The organism is Segatella copri (genome assembly GCF_015074785.1).
GTDB lineage: Bacteria > Bacteroidota > Bacteroidia > Bacteroidales > Bacteroidaceae > Prevotella.
On sequence record NZ_CP042464.1, the window covers coordinates 2,849,737 to 2,870,280 of the forward strand.

15 protein-coding genes are annotated in these 20,544 nt (G+C 42.8%); 8 read left to right on the forward strand and 7 right to left on the reverse strand.

Annotation, left to right across the window (positions count from 1 at the left end):
• Nucleotide 1: 1 nt before the first annotated feature.
• Genes FO447_RS11820 through FO447_RS11830 form a run of 3 tightly spaced genes read right to left on the reverse strand, consistent with a single transcriptional unit; the run spans nt 2 to nt 3,461 of the window.
• Nucleotides 2-790, reverse strand: coding sequence for a glycosyltransferase family 2 protein (locus tag FO447_RS11820; protein ID WP_200756478.1), 789 nt, complete (start codon nt 788-790; stop codon nt 2-4).
• The gene (locus FO447_RS11825; RefSeq protein ID WP_117693243.1) at nt 787-1,560 is read right to left on the reverse strand and encodes a lipopolysaccharide kinase InaA family protein; all 774 of its coding nucleotides are present in this window, start codon (nt 1,558-1,560) and stop codon (nt 787-789) included. The genes FO447_RS11820 and FO447_RS11825 overlap by 4 nt, the downstream gene beginning before the upstream one ends.
• Nucleotides 1,557-3,461: an RNA-binding domain-containing protein gene (locus FO447_RS11830; RefSeq protein WP_200756480.1), complete on the reverse strand. Its 1,905-nt coding sequence runs from the start codon at nt 3,459-3,461 to the stop codon at nt 1,557-1,559. Before FO447_RS11830 ends, FO447_RS11825 begins: the two co-directional genes overlap by 4 nt.
• A gap of 216 nt (nt 3,462-3,677) precedes the next feature.
• Between FO447_RS11830 and FO447_RS11835 the strand changes: the two genes are divergently transcribed.
• The 3 genes from FO447_RS11835 (at nt 3,678) to FO447_RS11845 (ending at nt 6,991) form a co-directional block, all read left to right on the forward strand.
• Nucleotides 3,678-4,664 carry a glycosyl transferase family 90 gene (locus FO447_RS11835; RefSeq protein ID WP_117693239.1) on the forward strand — a complete coding sequence of 329 codons (987 nt, stop codon included), beginning with the start codon at nt 3,678-3,680 and terminating at the stop codon, nt 4,662-4,664.
• Nucleotides 4,665-4,725: 61 nt separating this feature from the next.
• On the forward strand, nt 4,726-4,935 hold the full coding sequence (locus FO447_RS11840; RefSeq protein WP_147329657.1) for a hypothetical protein: 210 nt from the start codon (nt 4,726-4,728) through the stop codon (nt 4,933-4,935).
• A 757-nt stretch (nt 4,936-5,692) separates the two neighbouring features.
• Entirely contained in the window at nt 5,693-6,991 is a 1,299-nt protein-coding gene (locus FO447_RS11845) for a hypothetical protein (protein ID WP_118200958.1), read from the forward strand.
• Between the two features lie 88 nt (nt 6,992-7,079).
• On the opposite strand, the gene FO447_RS11850 is transcribed toward FO447_RS11845, so the two are convergent.
• A complete protein-coding gene (locus FO447_RS11850; RefSeq protein WP_118064696.1) occupies nt 7,080-8,225 on the reverse strand; it encodes an AAA family ATPase in 1,146 nt (381 codons plus the stop codon).
• Between the two features lie 153 nt (nt 8,226-8,378).
• Nucleotides 8,379-10,319 carry an LTA synthase family protein gene (locus FO447_RS11855; protein WP_200756482.1) on the reverse strand — a complete coding sequence of 647 codons (1,941 nt, stop codon included), beginning with the start codon at nt 10,317-10,319 and terminating at the stop codon, nt 8,379-8,381.
• Between the two features lie 141 nt (nt 10,320-10,460).
• Between FO447_RS11855 and FO447_RS11860 the strand changes: the two genes are divergently transcribed.
• The 5 genes from FO447_RS11860 (at nt 10,461) to FO447_RS11880 (ending at nt 17,182) form a co-directional block, all read left to right on the forward strand.
• The gene (locus FO447_RS11860) at nt 10,461-12,155 is read left to right on the forward strand and encodes an ArnT family glycosyltransferase (RefSeq protein ID WP_200756484.1); all 1,695 of its coding nucleotides are present in this window, start codon (nt 10,461-10,463) and stop codon (nt 12,153-12,155) included.
• Between the two features lie 56 nt (nt 12,156-12,211).
• The gene (locus FO447_RS11865; protein WP_117729768.1) at nt 12,212-13,792 is read left to right on the forward strand and encodes a tetratricopeptide repeat protein; all 1,581 of its coding nucleotides are present in this window, start codon (nt 12,212-12,214) and stop codon (nt 13,790-13,792) included.
• 182 nt (nt 13,793-13,974) lie between these two features.
• Entirely contained in the window at nt 13,975-14,328 is a 354-nt protein-coding gene (locus tag FO447_RS11870; RefSeq protein ID WP_117729766.1) for a hypothetical protein, read from the forward strand.
• Between the two features lie 25 nt (nt 14,329-14,353).
• Nucleotides 14,354-15,742 (forward strand): C10 family peptidase, encoded by a 1,389-nt coding sequence (locus tag FO447_RS11875; RefSeq protein ID WP_200756486.1) that lies wholly within the window; start codon nt 14,354-14,356, stop codon nt 15,740-15,742.
• A 75-nt stretch (nt 15,743-15,817) separates the two neighbouring features.
• Nucleotides 15,818-17,182, forward strand: a complete 1,365-nt coding sequence (locus FO447_RS11880; RefSeq protein ID WP_118067374.1) for a C10 family peptidase — start codon at nt 15,818-15,820, stop codon at nt 17,180-17,182.
• A gap of 167 nt (nt 17,183-17,349) precedes the next feature.
• On the opposite strand, the gene FO447_RS11885 is transcribed toward FO447_RS11880, so the two are convergent.
• Nucleotides 17,350-18,279, reverse strand: coding sequence for a glycosyltransferase family 2 protein (locus tag FO447_RS11885; RefSeq protein WP_200756488.1), 930 nt, complete (start codon nt 18,277-18,279; stop codon nt 17,350-17,352).
• A gap of 115 nt (nt 18,280-18,394) precedes the next feature.
• Nucleotides 18,395-20,512, reverse strand: a complete 2,118-nt coding sequence (locus tag FO447_RS11890) for a helix-hairpin-helix domain-containing protein (protein ID WP_200756490.1) — start codon at nt 20,510-20,512, stop codon at nt 18,395-18,397.
• Nucleotides 20,513-20,544: the final 32 nt, after the last annotated feature.

The following is a 20,544-nucleotide window of genomic DNA, read 5'->3' on the forward strand; positions in this document are numbered from 1 at the left end:
TCTATAAATATTGATCGATACCATTTGTGCAACGAACCAAACGCTCCTTCTTCACCTGGTTCAAAACATCTTTATGCATGTTCTCTTGGGCTTTAGACGCCTCCTTGTGATAAAGATGGTACATGATTCCTCCCATCTTCAGCGCCTTCTTCCGAACGCCAGCAAAATGCAGGCGATAGGCAAACTCGGCATCCTCATGTCCCCATTCCAACAGATCCTCATTGTAACCATTTACCTTGATGGCATCCTCTTTCCAATAAGCCATGTTGCAACCTCTGAGATGGTCGATTCTACGGGCATAGCGAAAAGCCAGCAATCTGCGGAACACATGAGAACGGAAGCTGTTGCTTACATAACTGAAAGGCATGTTCCAAAGATTCACATTGACTACCTTTGTATCCAAAATTTTTTTGGAAATCTGGGCAGACAGCAGCACTCTACTTCCACAGACGAAACATCCTTTCTGAGCCATTTCTATATGGTCTTCTACAAAATGAGAACTCAAAACAACATCTCCATCAACTTGGATGATATAATCACCCATAGCCTTTGCTATTGCCTTATTCAAAATGGAAGTTCTTCTGAATCCCTTATCTTCCTGCCAAACCCAAATTACCGGTACTGGCATTTTATCAGCATAACGGTCTATCAGTTTTTTAGTCTCTTCGGTAGAACCATCGTCAGCAATAACAACTTCATCAGGCATAACATGCTGATGCAACACGCTATACAACACGAGTTCTAAGGCTTTAGGCCAATTGTAAGTCGTAATCAATAATGTTGTTTTCATAAACCTAACTTTTTACGTTTAAAATAATGCAAGATACTTTTGCGATGTACCCATCGCCAATCGTGTATCTTCTTTGCTCCTATTATTTTTTGTAATATTTTCTCATCCATTCCCCGCAGTTTCACATACTCTCGTGCCACACACTCGAAGACATCCATTCTTCCGGTAAACCTCGTCAGGTTTTCCACACATTCCTTCATCGGCGGATAGCCTGAGTAAAACCTCATACGATTGATATCGATAAGCGAGAACGTATAATGACCATCAGCCTGAAGCTGATACAGCACATTGCCGGCATTCAAGTCAATATCGATGATGCCTTTCTGGTGCAATCGATTCACAAAGTGCGCATAATCTGCCGCCATCACCCTGTTGAATTCCTCTGGGGAGTTCAACTGATCGTTGATAGGCATACTGTTATCAATATCAGAGATAAAGTAGCAATAGTCAATAAGTCCCTTTACCCTCGTTTCAATATATCCAAAGCCTTCGGGAGTGGCAAAGCCATCTGCCATCAGCCTAAGGGCATTCTCATAGGCACGGAAAGCCTTGGTAGAGCGGAAGAAGCTATATCCTATCTTCTGAATGAAATTAGGCTGCTTGTATCTCTTCACCACAACTTCTTTCTCTTTTCCATCAAACTTTACATGAAAAGCCTTGATAACATTTCGTCCTTCAAAGATACAACGTCCCTCCTGCTCGAACACATCCGGGATGCGTTCGATGAAACTTCTCATCTCTTCGTATTTTGGGTTTATCTTTATCTTCATTTGTTTACAGTACTTTTATATTTTTGCCTAGGATGGTTAGGAACGCCAGGGAATAGCATTTCCAGACTATTATCTTCTAACATCTTAGGAATTATAAAATTTCTCAAATAAATTTTGTCTCGCCTTACAATTGCCGATAATTCATCTAAAGATATCCACTCAGAACAAACAGTACAAATCATAGCCTTTAAGCTTTGATAAGGCATTCTTTGTTTTACACGAGTACTTGCAATATTAGGCTCGGAACTTGCAATATTAGCCCCAGGACTTGCAATATTAGGCTCGGAACTTGCAATATTAGCCCCAGGACTTGCAATATTAGGCTCGGAACTTGCAATGTTAGGCTCGGAACTTGCAATATTAGGTTCGGAGCTTGCAATATTACCAGTCATAGGCAACCGATACTTGGTTCCTCTACCATATCCCTCTTGAACCAGCAATTTATGCTTACACATATCTTTCAACAAATCGGCAACTTCTGCCTTATGCTGGTTAAGGACAACCCTTAAGCTCTCATTTGTAATATATCCATCTGTACAAGTTGCATTAAGAGTCAACAGGCGTTCATGTCCCAAAGAAAAAACTTCTGTTCCAAATATCAGAACCAATCTTTCCTTTGTTCCTTCATCTATCATCGACTCCATCATCATTGTGAGTTCCACTAAGTCAGGCTGACTTAATGTTCTCAACATAGGTGCTCTCCAATTTGCAAATCGCCAACCAGCCAATATCTTATCAACTCCACTTCCCGCTTTTTCAGCAGAGCCAATCAACATAAACATCTTTTGAAGAGTCTTGTTACGACATACGCTAGCACTTTCTCCATAATATTGCATTTTAGAAACCAACAGTGTTCCTGGGTTAGTAAAAACAATTTTATTGCTATACAATCGCACTACCATTGTTGCATTTTCCGAATAATCGGTATGAATACAAAAATTCACCAGAGCTTCGCGAACAGCCACATGCGCAGGAGTTTCATCACGACGAATATTGCCCTCCAAGATGAAAGGTTTTGGCAAGACCGCTGATAATCTTGGAAGAACACGAAGATAGAATTGGAATAAATTTGCCTCCCAAGTTCCATCAGGACAAATACGATTGGTCCATCGTATCTCAGGATTATCTGACAGCTTTTCTTGGTAATCAGGAAAGAAGTCGGGGCAACATTCATTATCAGTAATGGCATCTTCTTTACCAAACATCAAAACACCTGCCACAGTAAAACCTTCTTCTTTCGTTCCACGATCAGTACGATAAGCACCTATCTTTTTAAGAAATTCAAAATCAGACAAAACAGACCAAGGATGATCTGGCTTGGCTAACTTAAATAATTGCCGATATTGAGCAACAGACTCCATATCTAAATCATCCAATGAATAATTTCTCAAAATGCGGCTATCAGCGGGATTAGAAACATTCGCATCTGAAAACATACGCTGCACTTCTCGCTCCGTACATTTATAATCACCTTCATGATTGCGCTTAAAAGTACCATTATAGGGCTGGGATGTTCTATAAACAGGACGCTGTTCTCTGGATGCACGAGGAATAAAGAATAACATAAGTTTGTGACCATTGTAATCTTCTACCACGACATCTTCTGTTTTTAACAGGTTGCAACTAACCGTAGCTCGATTATTCACATTATTCCAAAAGTCCTTGGTATATTTCTCTATCTGTTCATCAGATAGATTATCTATATAGAACTTACCTTTTCTTTCTATAACTCCAAGCACGATAACTCCTCCTTCGCTATTGGCGAAAGCTGAATAGGTATCCCAAAAGCTACCAGGAAATCCACCGGCAGCACTTTTAAACTCCAAGTCATCACTCTCTACGCTATTCAAGAGTGAATCCAGATAATCCTCGAAGTTTAATCTATCACGTACTTCTAACATACAATTCTTTTATATTCTTTAACAAGATACCTTCCTAGTATCTCATAGGTTGCAAAGATACGAAAAACTATCAGAAACGCCAAATTTTAGGAAGATTATCTTTCTTCCTTCATTGATACTTGCTTTTTTTATCCATTTTCTTGCAAGATTAAAGTATATTTCGTATTTTTGTACCCAATAACATCATCATCGTTTTCATAAACAAAAAGAAATCCTATGAATATTCAAAAATTGAAATATAAATTCCATAGCGGAAAAAACAGCAAACCCTGGTATTACATCAAGGAATACGCTCGTCTGTATACACCTGCCTGCATCTTGATATGGAGGGGGCAGCATTTACTTGACAAAGCCAAGAAACGCAAAGACTACGATTATATCCTGAACCGGGTAAACTACTACAACAAGCTTACAGAAGATAATATCCTTCTCAACAAAGATTTATGGGACAAAGAAGCTGTTAAAGTTGCAGAACAGCCGATGACCCGCCAGAAGGTATATTATCTGGATACTTTGGAATATGCCCGCTGTTTTGACGGCAATAACAAATGGAATCTCCTCCCTGGTGACATCACGTATGTGGAAGATATTCCTACCATTGTAAAAAGCCGCCCAATTCATGGAGAAAACCAGAACTCCGTATTGCTCAAGATGGACAAGGTACGCCATTTCATCTTCGTGAAGGATAAGCTTTCGTTTGCTGAAAAAAAAGACCAGGCTATCTTCAGAGGAAAAATAGCCTGCAAGGACATCCGTGTGCAATTCGTAGAGAAGTTTTTCGGAAATCCTCGCTTCGATATCGGAACCATAGATCTGATTAAGCCAGAATGGAAGAGCGACAAGATTTCCATCTACGACCATCTGAAATACAAATACGTGATGGCGCTGGAGGGAAATGACGTGGCAAGCAATCTGAAATGGATTATGTCTTCCAATTCCATCGCCGTGATGCCTAAGCCATATTATGAAACTTGGTTTATGGAAGGAACTCTGAAGCCAGACTATCATTATATAGAAGTAAAGCCTGATTTCTCTGATCTTGAGGAAAAGATGGACTATTATACTGCTCATCCAGATGAAGCGCAAGCTATCATCAACCACGCTCATGAATATGTAGAGCAATTCAAGGATAAGCAGCGTGAGGATATCATCTCGCTGATGGTTCTGGATAAGTATTTTTCTCTGTTAAAATCTAAGGATTAATGTCTAGAAAGGATTCTATCTATTATGAAAGAACAGTCCTGCCGATTATTCGATGGGCAGAATGATGACAGATAAGACGCCTAGACTGTGGCATGTAGTAGGCAGCAATCTGAACTATGCCTTCATCATCAACAACGACACCATTCTGGAGAAGACTGCCGATGGTGCCCTGGATGTTTATGATGCCCACATGAATCCAGTGAAGAACTACCACCTGCCAGCCAAGCAGTTCGACCAGGCCATCAAACAGCTTAACAGGTTCTTTAAATAAGAAAAGGTAAATCCCCGAAAAGCCCCTTCCGCATTCCAGGTTTTCATATACCCGGAATACAGAAGGGGCTTTATCCTTTTATGCTTCCTTCCACACTCTTCTCTTCAACCACAACGCCAAAATGGGGTCACTCATTTCCAGATGCTTAGGAGCAGGTATTGTAATCAGATCTTTCACCATCAAGGACTTCTTGAGGCGGGTTACATTGGCTGCAGATACAGAACTTCTGCAAAGATAGCAAAAAAAAACAAATTAAACAAGGTTGTTTTAAACAAAGTTGTTTAAAATCGTCATTTTTATTACGAATTAACTAATAGTCAATGGATTACGGGTAAGACACCAAAGAATTTAACGGGAATATTTTTAAAACACGGACAAATTGAATTTGTCCGGATGGTTGTCCGGCAGGCTTATAAGTACCAGAAAAACAACACGTTATGACGCTCCAGACAATTTGTCCGTGTTATTTTTTATGAGAAAGGAAGAAGAAGAAAAAGGGGGTTACGGATTGAAACGAAAACCTGTTATCCGAGAAGCTATAACCTGGCACCCGAGAAACTATGATTTAGCACATAAGAACCTATGTTTTCCGCCCCACAAAACTATGACTTAGATTTTTTAACACAATTTGCTCCAAATGGCTGCTGAATTTCGGACCTTATCACACACTCAAATTTGGCGGTTACAGAAGATAGTCGTATTTTTGCCCCCGTTTACCGGATATTCCGACAAGCTAACTTTTAAACATTAAATAATTATGGAGAATGAAAATTTAAGAAACATAGAGAACCTTTTAGCCGCTAAGGCAAGTACACAGCCTCTTTACGAATTCCCAGTAGACCAGCTTCCACTCGGACTCCGCGACTCGCTCTCTGGCGTAGCCGCAGAGGCACGCGTGCCTGCCCTCTTCTCAGCCCTCCCTATTGCCGCAACCTACGCAGACCGTCTGAAGGCGAAGTATTGCGACGGCAGCGATACTCCGATGGCACTCATGTCTATCATCATCGGCGAGCAGGCATCGGGTAAGGGCGTATGCCGCCGCATCGAGAACATCTGGGCGAAGAAGATGGATAAGGACGATGAGAAACCACGTGAAGACGAAGCCTGGTACCAGCAGCACAAGGGCAAGAAGGGTGTAGTGGATCCCAAACCTTGCATCCGTCACATTGGCGATACTATCTCGAAGTCGGCCCTGATGCGTCGTCAGCTCTGTGCCGACGGCCATACCATGTATATGTTCAGCGAGGAGCTCGGTTCGATGAAGAGCGTATGGAAGGTGTTCGGCGACTACTTCCGTAAGGCGTTCGACCAGAGCGAGGTGGGTCAAGACTACATCACAGCCACCAGCGGCGTAACCCACGCCCAGCTCAACTTCTCCGGCTGCTGCACCCAGAACATCTTCCAGAAGTTCTTCACCGATGATAACATCGAGGACGGATCTTCTTCAAGAATGATGCTCGCCAAGATGCCCGATACCTCCTTCGCACCCCTCAGTCAGCACCACGGCTACACCAAAGAGGAGCAGGCCAACATCCTCAAGGCAGTAACTCTCCTTGAACGTAGTCACGGCGTGATGGAGCTGCCCCGTATGTGCAAGGAGTTCTGCCAGTGGCTCGAAGCGAAGAGACAGCTCGCCCTGGCGAATGCCGACCGTGTGATGGATGTATATCGTCGCCGTTCCGCCGTCATCGGCTTCCGTTGTGGCGTCATCTTCCACATCCTGGAACAGACCGGAGAGGAGACAGATGCCTGCATCCGTTTTGCCAAGGCTGTGGCCGACTACGTGCTCGCCATGCAGATGGAGATGTTTGGCTTGCGTCTCGACAAGCAGCAGCAGGACAACGAGGCTATCCCAGTCTATAAGTCTCGAAACACCCTGCTCTTCGCCCAGCTCCCGGAGCAGTTCACCCTCTTCGATGCCAGCCGTGAGCGTGGCGACGGAGCCAGCCGTGAAACCATCCGTAAGATGATAAGCCGTTGGACCAAGCGTGGTCTCTGCAAGAAGCTGAAAGGTGGCGACACCGAGATCTGGCAGAAGCTTACCCTCTCGGCATAAAGCATCTTGAATCTCCTGAAACTGTTAATCCCCCATCACGCAGCCATAGCGTGGTGGGGGATTACTGTTTATATAGTTTTTCTATATTTTATTGAGGTAAGATGTTGCAGTATTCTCGTTTGAACCACAGTTCGAAGACGGGGTCAACCATTTTGAAACCATCGCCCGATTTCTCTATGAAGTCTCTTTCTACAAGAGTCTTTTTGTTCTTGGTGATGGTCCGTGGAGCACCGAGTCCATATTCTGCTACTACCTGTTGGGCATTGAAATGAATCTCTCCCATGCAGACGGCACGCAGGAATGCTATCTGAGAGGCAGGCATACCATCAATATCGGTAATGAACATATCGGCATTGGTATCCAGAAGTTTGGCGAGTTGTGACTGATAGATTTCCTCTGTTACTTCTGTTGCTGTACGAGTCCAGATGAGAAAGCAGAATTGCTGCATGTACCAGGAGTGGCATTGCATGGCATTGCAGATTCGCTCTATCATATCATCGCTGATAGACTTGCCGTGATTGTAGAAACTGTCGTGAATAAAAGGTTTCCAGTATTCCTTGGCTATCTTCTTCAAGGTCATCATCTGTCCAAAACGATAGAATGGATTCTTCGAGTTGCCGAATATATCCATCATCATATGGCGTTTACTGCCATAGAGACAGTAGGTCGTACTGTGTTGTCCTTGCCATACCGAACGCATGGTTCCTTCCAGTCTCTTCCAGTCGGGCAGGTTTGCCAATTGTTGGAACTCATCAATACACACGATGACATGGATGCCTTTTGCCTTGGCAATCTTTTCTGGTAGATTGAGAATTTCCTCGGCACTTTCCTTCAAAGGTTTGAAGTTTAGATTTACTTCTACGGCATTCACCGGGTCGCTATTGATGGTAAGGCTTGGAGATATGGATTGGACGAACTTTACGATGTCGGCCCATCTCTTTTCCATCGTGGAAGAAACTCCTTGGAGTATTGCACTTGCAAACTTGTTGTAGAACTCTTCCTCGGAGAAAATCTTGAAGGCATCCAGATAGCATACTCTTATGTCCTTCTGCTCTTGCTTCAGCTCTTCCATTGCTGCTTTGACAAGTGAAGACTTGCCCCATCGTCTTGGAGAAATCAGCATCACGTTGATGCCTCCTCCAAGAAAAGTCTTGAGGTCTCTTCTATCTTCGATTCTATCTATGAAATATTCATTTTCTGCGATAGAACCATATTCAAATGGTATCTTGTTCATATGCTTAAAGTCTTGATTCTCTGCAAAGTTACAAAATTATACCCAAAGGTATTATACCCTAGGGTATAATTTATGAAACTTTATATTTTATCTCCATCAGAAACAGTTAATCCCCCATCACGCAGCCATAGCGTGGTGGGGGATTTCTGTTGTTTATTGCTGATGTCGCTCGATATATTCAGCAGCCTGGATATTCGAGAACACATAGTTCTTCAAATCCTGGAACTTAGACTCCTGCTTGGTTTCCTTCAGATTGCCATTCGGCAACACATCATAGCAGAAACTGCGGCTCATCGACGGATTATAGACGAAGCAACGCTGATGATCTCTTGCCACAATCTGGTTGTCTGCCGAATAGAATACCATCGGGCGCTGCTGCTTCAGCAGATCCACGCCGAAGCCCTCGTACTCATAATTCAGATTCATCAAGCCGAAAAGCGTAGGCATCACATCCACCTGCATGCCCAAGCCCGCATACTGCTGCTGCGGAACACCAGGACCAAAGATGATGAGCGGAATGTGGTTGTAAGACTGAGGCAACTCGCCCTCGCTCTTACCCACCAGCTTACCATGGTCTGCCTGAATCACGAATATCGTGTTCTTATACCAAGGCTCCCGACTTGCCTTCTTCAGAAAGTCGCCTATCGCCCAGTCGGCATACTCCACAATCTGTGTTTCCTTCTCCTTGGTCTTCGGCTTGAAGAAATCAGGAATGATATATGGCGGATGATTGCTCACGGTGAGGATGGTAGCCATGAAAGGCTTGCCCGTCTTCGCCTTCTGGTTGATGGTGTTGAGGGCGTAGTCCATCTCGAAATGGTCGCTCACACCAAAGCTGTTCACCACCTCGCTCTTAGGATAGTTCTCCTGAGAGAAGATGTCATCATAGCCATTGGTCTGGAAGAAAGCCTTCATGTTGTCATACTGTGCCTCGTGGGTCATGAAGAACATGTTCTCGTAGCCATACTTCTTCAACACCGTGGCGATACCCTTGCGGCGTGGAGTTACCGTTCCCTTCATCAGGTTTCGGAACATGAGAGCAGGGAAGCTGTAGAGCGTAGCCGTCATGCCATGGTTGGTATGGATGCCGGCACTATAAAAGTGGGTGAACGCCAGAGAATGATGATAGAGCGAATCGAGCGTTGGGGTGAGCGGCTGCTGATTGCCGAAAGTACCCAACAGATTTGCCGACATCGACTCCATCAGTATCACCACCACGTTAGGATGATTCTTCTTCATCATCAGGGAATTGTTCACCACCTCACGCTTCAGAATATTCGTGCTATCCACCTTTCCCATAATACCCAGCCACTGGCGGGTATTCGTAATAGCCTCAGCGTATGGCATGAGATGCAACTCCTTGTTCTCCTTGCGCATATCGTCGAGCGCAGAAGTAAGGAGATTGAATGCCGGATTGATGCCGAGCTGGTTGAGAAAAGAATCCTCGCAATAGTAAGCCTGGCTCACCTTGATAGGGTTATAGCCCATTCTGCCACGGATACCGAAGAGACAGGCACCTATCATCACAGCAGAAATAAGGAAACGGCTGACTACCTGCACCAGGTGCATATTGTCCTTAGGCAGAAGGAAGAGCCCCTCGAAGTAGCGGCGCAGACGGACGAGCGCATAGATAAACGCCCCCGTAAACACGAAATAGAGGGCGATATAGAGCCAGTAGGAAGATTCCTGCAAGAGCATGCCCGATGTGGTGGCTACATAGCCGAACCACCCGAATATGCTGGAATTGATGTTCTTGAAGAAATACTGGAAATAAGGAGTATTGGCTGCCGAAGGCATGAAGGCGATGGCAAACCATGCCGCATACCAGATGTTGATGCCACGCAGCAAACGGCGATGACACCACCCCAGGCTGGCTGCTATCAGGAGCACAGCCACAGGCAACACCGAAATATAACAAGCTATGACATTGTCAAACCATACACCCTTGACAAACGCCATTACCCTACTCGCCTCTGCATCTACAATCATGCCATGCAGGGCGATGAATTCTACCAATCTGAACAGAGTCATCACCAGCAATGCCAATACATGCACCGAAAGGAGATACCCAAAAGCCTTAAAATATCGTTTCATTTTTATTCTACTTTAGAAATCGGGTGCAAAGTTAATAATTATATCCCAATAAAAGCAAAATTTCTAGCCTTATTCTGTCTATAAACAAATAATTATATGTAACTTTGCAGCCAAAATAACATAATAAGACTTCGATAAGACATGAACATCAAGTACAACAAAGCCCTATGGCTCATCATCATCCTGGCTATCGTGATGATGATTCCATTCCTCGGACTCACCGATTTCAATACCAAGGGAGAACCTCGCGAAGCGGTGGTTGCCTACACCATGCTGGAACATGGCAACTGGATTCTGCCTATCAACAACGGAGGCGACATCCCTTACAAACCGCCATTCTTCCACTGGTGCATCGCCTTCTTCAGCCTCTTCATCGGCCATGTGAATGAGTACACCTCACGCCTGCCGTCTGCCGTATCGCTGGTATTGATGACCATTGGCGGTTTCGTGTTCTATGCCAAGCGCAAGAACGCCCAGACCAGCCTCATCGCAGCCATCCTTACGCTCACCGCCTTCGAGGTGCACCGTGCGGGTATGAACTGCCGTGTAGATATGCTGAACACCGCCTTCATGGTGGGAGCCATGTATCTGCTCTACCGCTGGTGGGAGAAAGGAAAGCACCAGTTGCCTTGGCTCGCTATCCTCTGCATGAGTGGCGCTACGCTTACCAAAGGTCCTGTGGGCATCATTCTGCCTTGCTTTGTGATGGGCGTATTCATGCTTACCCAACGTGAGAACTTCTGGGGCATCGTATGGCGCATGGCTCTAACCGCCCTGCTCTCGCTCATCATCCCATTCTGCTGGTATTATGCAGCCTATCTGCAAGGCGGCGACGAGTTCCTGCGACTGGTGAAGGAAGAGAATATCGACCGATTCATGGGCAAGATGGCATACGAATCGCACGAGAATCCAGCGTGGTACAACCTTCTCACGCTCATCACGGGCTGGTTGCCTTACACCTTATTATTATTGTTCTCGCTCTTCATTCTGCCATGGAAGAAGTTCTCGAAGACCCGTTTCCTTGAGAATGCGAAGAAGGCTACTCCGCTGCAGGTGTTCACCTGGCTCGCTTTCCTCCTGGTACTCTTCTTCTACTGCATCCCAAAGAGCAAACGCAGCGTTTATCTGCTGCCATGCTATCCGTTCATGGCCTATCTCATCGCCGAATACATCGTTTGGATGATGAAGGAGAAGATGGGAGCCTTGAAGGTTTATGCAGGGGTGATTGCTGCGATAACCCTGATTCTCAATATCGCCCTGCTGGTGGTAAAAAAAGGATGGGTGCCAGAAAGCATCTTCCACGGTAAGCATGCCATAGACAATATCGCCATGCTCCATGCGCTCGAAAACAACGATTTTCTCATCCCATGCAGCATCTTTATGGTTATCACTTTGGAGGGAGTTTACCTCATCTTCCGAGCACTCAGGAAGAAGAATTCAGGCAATATTGTTTCATATACTCTTGCCACCATCGTGGGGATCTTCCTGATGCTCGACTCCAGTCTGCAGCCACCTGTGCTCAACACGAAGGCCGATAAGCACCTGGCGCCGGTTATCGAGAAGAAGTTTGATACCAGCAAACTCTATTCTTATATGTCAGTAGATATGCTGCATTTCTTCAGCCTCAACTTCTATCTGGGCGATAAGATCCAGCAGTTTGACAAGGTATTGCCACAGGATGGCGTGCTGATGATTCCGGAAGAAGACATGCCTGATTTCCTTGAGAAATACGGCAAGGACTACACCTTCCAGAAAGTTTGGGAAGTAAAGAAACTCGTAGAATGGCACCATCCGGTAGGCTTCTATCGGTTTGTAAAGGTAAGAAAGGCTTTGTAATATAAGCCTTTCTATCCTACATTTCATTCAAAATAATCATTTATAAACTAAAAGATATGACAAACAAAATCAAAATATTACTTTTAGCTACTCTGTTCTATACTTCATGTAATAGTTCAAAATACCCTAAGAGTTTAGTAGAAATTGACAGTTTATGCTATTCAAATCCTCAGTTAGCTTTAACTAAATTGGAACAAATTGGCAATAATTTTGATACAACTCAGACTGCCTATTGGATGTATTACAACCTCTTGAAGCTAAAAGCACAAGAAAAGACTTGTACCCCACATCCTAATTTAGGCAAAATCAATCTACTAAAATCTTATTATGAAAGAAATGACGATAAGAAACTTCTACCTGAGATTTATTACTTAACAGGTACAACTTATTTAGACCTACACGACTCTCCTCAAGCCTTAGAGTACTTTCATAAAACATTAAACGAGTGTAAAGATATTCGTTTAAAGGGGCTTACATATGCCCAACTGGGCTATATTATGCTTTACCAAGGCAACTTCTCTTCTGCCATAGATTTCTATAAGAAATCATATCATATCGACTTAATAAGAAATGATATAAAAGGACAAATATATGATCTTAGAGACCTAGGATATACTTACGCCAACACCAACAAAGTCGATAGTGCGATTTTCTTCAGCCAACAATCGTTACAATTAGCACTAAAAGCCAAAATGCCGAAAATGATAACTTCCGCAAAATCAAGTTTGGCTAATATTTATTTAGACTCAAGACAAGATGTTGATTCAGCTGCCAAATATTTTCTTCCACTACTCAATGATATTAGAGAAGAAAATAAAAGTGGTACCTTTTCTATGGCTATAAAATACTATAAATTGTGCAATCTTCCTGATTCTGTCAATTACTATATAAAGAAAATTGAAGAAACAGGAGACGTTTATGCCAAAGAAGCTGCTTATCGAGAAAAGGTTGAGATGGCATTAAAAAAGAATTGTTCCTACAAAGACTTACTGTCATGGAAGCTATTTATCCAATACGCTGATTCCATTGAAAATATCTCGAATGCCAACGCCATCGCAAAAAGTCAGTCTCTTTATGATTATACGCAAAAAGAAAAGGAATATATCAAATTACAAAATGAAAACAAACAACATAAATTATGGCAAATTATATATGGACTAACAACCCTACTCACATTTTTGTTATTTTATGTGTACTACAAAAAATACAAAATAGCAAAAAATGAACAAAAACGGCAAACGATGGAATTACAACATATTTTGGAAAAAAGTGCCTCGCAAAAGACCAACAATAAAGACACCCTATCACAGATTAAAGAAACAAACATTTATTCAATTTTCATCCAAAAAACACAAAACAAAAACAATATCAATGAGAACGAATGGAAAGAATTAGATGAATTAGTCAACAAAAACTATTACGATTTTAAAATTACACTTTACAGAATTTGCAAATTATCTGAAATCGAATACCGAATATGCCTACTTCTTAAAGTCGGATTTACTTTGTCTGACATGGCAATTATACTTCACCGAGAACCATCAACACTTAGCATGGCTAGAAAACGTTTATATAAGAAGCTTTTCCATAAAGACGGTAAAGCAGAAGAGTTAGATATATTCATTCGCTCCATCTGAAATTTGAAATCTCTTACTAGAAAGAAGCCAGAAGACATGTGAAATATTTCACATGTCTTCTGGCTTCTTCCATAATAGCAACCTGAATATCAACAACTTACAAAATGTGAAATATTTGTGAAAAGGATTTTGACCACCATATTATTTTTTTTCATAATTTTACCACCAAAAAAAGAAACGTTATGAAGCAACTAAGTTTAATTATTTTAATGTGGTTTTCTACATTATACCTAAATGCTCAGCAAAAGTTCGATATTGAACTTTTCCCTATTTCGGTATATAGCAATGATAGAGAGAACTACCATGAACGTCACAGAATGCCTTCAAAGAAACCTTTAAAAGTTTTCTGTGAAGACGGAATGATACATTTTACAAATGTACCAACAAGCTGTCGTATAGTATTCAAAAATGAGCAAGGAGAAATTCTATGTCAATTTTCCTTTAACGCTACATTTTTTACTATCGAGAAACCAGCATCAGCCGCTTGTTTAGAAATTTACTATGGCGATTCGACATTGAGAGGCTTTATATCATAAAATATTCACCAAAATATTACACTACATGAAAAAATTACTTATTTTCGGAATATTGCTATCATGTATAGCAATATCATGCACCCAAAACTTAGAAGAAGGTGCTCAAGACAATGGTGGTAACCTGTTACACCGCCTAGCAATAGGTTTAACTGAACCAGAATTGTTAAGTATTGCCTACGACTCTAACAATGACTTATCTGAGGAAGCCGCAACAGACATTCTTGCTGATTTTATTGCAGAAAACAATGTATCAAGAAGTTCTATGCCTACTTTTTGCCTAAAAAACAAGTACACCATCAACGCAAAGAACAACTCGACATGTTCTGTCAATAAAGACCATGTTACCTTCTATGAGTATGAGACTGAAAATCAGCCAGAGAAAAAGAAAGCGTTAGTTTGTGGAGATAAGCGTTTTCCTGCGGTAATTGCTTACATAGACTCCTATAACAGAAATAGCATATTACCATCTGACATCATGCTAGCCAATGCAAAGCAATATGTTTTGTCCACAATCTCACAAATCAAACATTATGAGGATTCCTTGCGAGTACAAACTATTGACAAGATTCGCCACATTAGACAGTTTACCGGGGATTTTAAGTTTAAAGACTTTGAAGACAACATCTTTGTTTACGAAAATCCAACAAGAGGATGGGCTGTCACACCTGGTGGAACTGAAATGGCAAAAATTGGTCCCCTCACAACAACCCAATGGGACCAAGTTTCTCCCTATAACTTATATGCCGACCCGACAACAGGAACTAATGATGAAGGAGCATTTGACTTTAGATACGACAATCGCTATCCTGCAGGATGTGTTGTTACTGCCATGGCACAAATTGCTGCATATCTTAAACCTTCTATGCCAGGGATAGATTGGAGTCTTGCTAATATTCAATCAGTTCCAATGTTTGACAATAGTTCAGAAACATCAAAAGCTGTTGCAAGTGTTTTTTCTCTAATTGCAAAAGGAAGTGGGACAAAATATGGACCAAAAGGTGGCTCAACAAACACTCAAATGGCTCGTAACTATATGAAGACATTAGGGGTATATATGGATGATGCAAAAGACTGTACTTTTCAAAATATGAAGGCTAGTCTTGATGCATTAAGACTTGTTTACATTACAGGAACTGGTCGCCATGTCTACACCAGAGGATTCAATGCTAGCGGAAGACATGCCTGGCTAATTGATGGATACCAAATAAGACAAAGAAATTCTTCGTACAGAATGATTTTGAGACAATATAATGTATATTGCCACTGTAATTTTGGATGGGGAGGCGATAGCGACGGATGGTATTTATATCAGTCTTCTGGTGATATCACTTTTGACTGTAATGGTAATCCAAAAAGTGATTATGATATTTTTGACTATGAGCTCAAGGCTTATCCAAACGTTCGCAAAGGGTAATCACTTTCAAATTAACACTATTTCTAACATGGATTGAGAACTAGGCAAGTTCTCAATCCTTTTAACATAAAATTTATGAATAGAAAAATCTATTATATATTAATGGCTCTAACCATGACTATCACATCTTGTCAAACCAACAATGATGCTCTCAATTTTTATTACTATGAGAACAAAATTGAACTAACAGAGGCTGAAATTTCCAGTATTATGTTTGATGATAAAGTCAAGTTGACTAAAGACGAAGCTGTTGACATTTTCAATCTCTTTGCAGAAGACAACCTTACAACTCGACAAAACAACCCTGTAATCAAAATAGAAGAAACTAAAGAGTATAACATTTCACCATCAAACAAATTACAGAACCAAGTAAATAATAACAAATTACATTGTCCTATTTACGAGTTGAAAATAAATTCTACAACAGGAGTCTATACAGCAATTATTTCTGGCGACAAGAGATTCCCTTATGTATTAGCATACTTTAGAAACGATAGTACAAGTTTCTCAAAAGAGTTGCCACCACTTCTATATTCAAAAGAACTTTTTACTAACGCCATTAGCAGTTTAGATTCTAACAAAGATTCCTTACGAAATACGACATTAGAGAAAATAGCAAAAGTGCTAAATACCACCCCAAAGAAAGTTGAGTTTGCAAAAATTAAAGAGTTCATTTCTCCGAAACAAATTAGGAACACAAGAGCAACTATTACAACACCCCCTAGCAATGCCATCGCAGGAAATGGTCCATTCATTAAAGTTAGTTGGAACGACGGACTACCATACAACCAATTAATGGAACAAAACTGCTCCGACAATTGGCTTTGGGATTATCGTTACCCAATTAGCTCTGTTGTCATTGCGACTGCTGAAATCATGTCTTTTTACAAACCGAGCATTTATGTTGATGGGACAAGAATTGATTGGGACTATCTATGCGAAAAGGAAGAAATACATGATACCTCAGACTACTTTGGTTCGTACACTAAAGATCCTGATGACAAATGTCTGATGATTGCTAAACTTATGAAATTTATCGGAGAACAATGTGGAGTAAAATATCAATGTAATTCTAGTAGCGTCAACTTTAGTAATATTATCAAATTCTTAAAAAAATATGGGATATACGTGGACAACATGCAGAAAATGAACATTGCCACATTAAAAGCTTCTGTTGATGAATTAAGACCCGTATTTATGTATGGGCAAACTAGTACTGGAGCTGGACATTGGTGGATTGTAGATGGGTATCGAACACAACCGACCACTCGTGCCTCTTTCTTCCCTGGATTTAATGTTTACATGCATGCAAACATGGGGAAAGGCAAATCGTACTCTGGCTACTACTTAGTAGATAGCAATGGTGGGCTTACTTTTGATACTACATTTGCTAATTTCAACACTAATCTAAAAATGTACCCAAATGTAAGAAACGATTAGCCACATTCCACAAACAAAGGACAGGCATCATCTCATATTGGTTTCTAGCGATTCATCAAAAACGAATTCAATATAACTATGCGATAAGATCAAAAGACGTGCCGCTCATACGACACGCCTTTTGATCTTACACACGCTTTTCTTATGTTACGCTTATATCTTTATTCTTATACTCTTTCTTCGATGAAGTATCGTGGGCGACGCTTCACCTCGGTATAAATCTTGCCGATATAAACACCCGTGATGCCTACGCCCGTGGTGATGATGCCTCCGATAAACCACATGGAAACAAGCATGGAGGTCCAGCCCTGGATGGTCTTGCCCTGGAAATATTCTACCAAGGCAAAGATAATCATGATGACTGCCACCAAAGTCATCGCCAAACCCAGGAAGGTGATAAACCTAAGAGGTGCCACGGAGAACGAGGTGATGCCATCGATACTGAAGCTCAGCATCTTGGTAAACGGATACTTACTCTCACCCGCCTCACGAGCCTTGCGGTCGTAATAGACGAATCCCTCCCGGAAGCCCAACTGGCGTACGATGGATCTGAGGAAGAGATTGCGCTCGGGATACTGCATCAGAGCCTTCAGGGTGCGGTTGGTCATCATGCGGAAATCGGCATGATTGTAAACCGTATCCTTATCCACACTCTGCATCAGCTTATAAAAAGCCTGGGCGGTAAAGCGCTTAAAGAAGGTATCGGTCTTGCGCTCCTTGCGCACACCATAGATGATATCCTTGCCTTCCTGCACCTGGCGCACCATATCCACGATAACATTCTCATCGTCCTGCAGGTCGGCATCGATGCTTACCATCGCATCACAATGGTCTACCGCAGCTTCCATACCTGCCCAGAGCGCATTCTGATGGCCCCGGTTATGCGACAGCTTAATGCCATGCACATACCCATGTTCCTTGGCAGCATCCGAAATCATCCGCCAAGTATGATCACGACTGCCATCGTCGACAAGCAGCAGTTCTGTGTCGGCATCAGTCTCTTTCTTAATCTTTCTGATCAATGCCCCCAGCACATCTAAGGTCTTAGGCAGCACTTCTTCCTCGTTATAACAAGGGATAACTATCAATATCTTCATTTGTAAGCCAGTATTTATTCAGATGCAAAAGTAACTCATTTTTTCTATTTAAACAAGAAAAACGTTTAATATTTTTTATTCTTGATATATTTTTCCCGTTTTTCTCCATTCTTTCTTACCATTTCCACTTTACCTGTATCTCCAGATCGGTTTGCGAAGAGCGGGAGATTTCCTGCAAACCAGAAGAGATGTGAGAGCGGTCGAAATAATCGGTTGTACCCAATTTGGCGATAAGCAGCAGATGGGAACCTATCTCTGAGCGTGCCACCAAGGCGTAACGGATGCCCTCGCCGTAGTAGCTGCCGAAACTCATCTGATAGAGCAGACCGGGCTCATAAGCGTAGATACGGGAGGCAAAATCGGAAGTATGGAAATAGCCCAGGCAGCCTCTCAACGTTCCTTTCAACTGCTTCTTCCATTTCCATTCCCATCCTATATGCTCGCTCACCATATAGCCTTTACTAAGCTCATCGCCCTCATTCTTCATTGCGCTTTCTGCCTGGCTCATCGTATAGTCGAAACTGGTTTTGGCGCTCCATCGTTTTTGGGATATTGTGGCATAGAGACGCAGACGGCCGGTTGTGGTTCCCGCCTTATCCTTATAACGGAACCTTCCTCCTACCGTCAGCACTCTTGAGGGCTGGAAGAGAATATTCAGCAGATTATCCCAACTCTGAGTGCTCTCCCTGGTCTGATACTTAGGCCAGGCGAAATAGGCGAAATCGCTATAGGCTGTGATGCTCCAATGATGGGCAGGAATCCAGGTAAAGCCCAGATATACGCCGTTTTCATCCTGCACATCGCTCCCCTCGGAAAAGCTGTTGCTGAAGAGAGAATAATATCGGGCAGAATAGAACCTGTGAAGAGCCATGAGCGTGAAATGGTCGGAACAGAGATAGGAGGCTGCATTGAGCGTGGCTATGGAACCGCAATCGCCCGTAGCCGTTTCGCCGGAGAGGGTGAGGCGATGGGAGATGTAACCATAGCTGATGCTGGCATTCCAGAAGGCATTCCCCTCTGGAGCAAAACGCTTGTAAAGCTGGCTTTTATTGGGCGTGAGCGGCAGGGAGAAAGAGGTATAAAAGGCTGTACCTCCGATGTGCCAGCCCTGATGCCGGTAACTGATGTTGCCTCCCACAAGTGTATTGGATGCTACCTTCTGTTTAGCAATCTCATTCACCGTGCGATGCAAACCAGTCTTCAGGATGGTCTTGATGCCCCCGCCGTCAGCAGAAAGCGTAGCATCTATCTGGCGATAAGAAAGAAAGCCGGTCAGTTCGAGGCCCTTTAATAAGGTATAGGTGGCTGCTGCGCCTTGCAGATAATTAGCTGAAGAACGGGAGGAATGACCGCGGATGATGCAGGAAGATGATCTGCCCAAGGAGGTTAAGGCTGAGAGTTTGCCGAAGCCGAAATCATTATTGAGTATCAGTCCCAATCCTACGTTCAGTCTGTATCTGCCCAGGGTGATATTCTTCCATCTGCCCAGGTTCTTTACCTGAAGATAGAAGGAATAGAAGTCGTAACCCATCGTGTTCCTGCCTCCAAAGAATGGTTCGCCGGCATCCTGAAAAGCTACGAATCCCAGTTTGACGGAATTGCCGTAGCGAAACTGGTAGCGCAGTCCGTGCTTATAAGGATAACCCAGATAGCCGCCAGTTCCGCTTGCATCGCCCTTGCGCTCATAAAAAGGAACCTTCAGCATGCCCATCACCTCGTGCTTGCCATACTGGGCGATGTTTTTAAGACTGGGGAAAGCCGGCTTGCTCCCGTCATCGGCCACAAAGAAGAAACAACTCATCAGCTGGCGCTGGTACCAGTCGATACTGCTTATCAGGGTAAGCTCGCTCATACTCTTCAGCTGGCCATAGCGGTAAATATAGAACAGGATGTCTTCTACCTGCGATGCGGTAAGAAACGGTATGCGCTCCAGTTCTTCTCTCGTTGCCGTATTCAGATTGACGGGATGCTGCGCCATCTCCTCCAAATCTTCTTCATAATCCTGCCAGGCTACATGCTCGAAATCTTCGGATGCAGAAAGATCGGACAGCAGTTGCTGCCAGGGTGGCGAAGCGGAAAGAGAATCTTCAGGCGCGGCGCCCTGTTCTGAAAGAGAGGAAGATTGGGCTTGAGGCCATGAGGCACAGAAGATTTGGGAGCTGCCTACGAGAAACAGTTTCAACAAGAGGGATGTTATGGAATGAGCATGCTTCATCTGCAGTAGGCACTTCATTTATTAAATTAAGACAAAGTTACTGCTAAAAT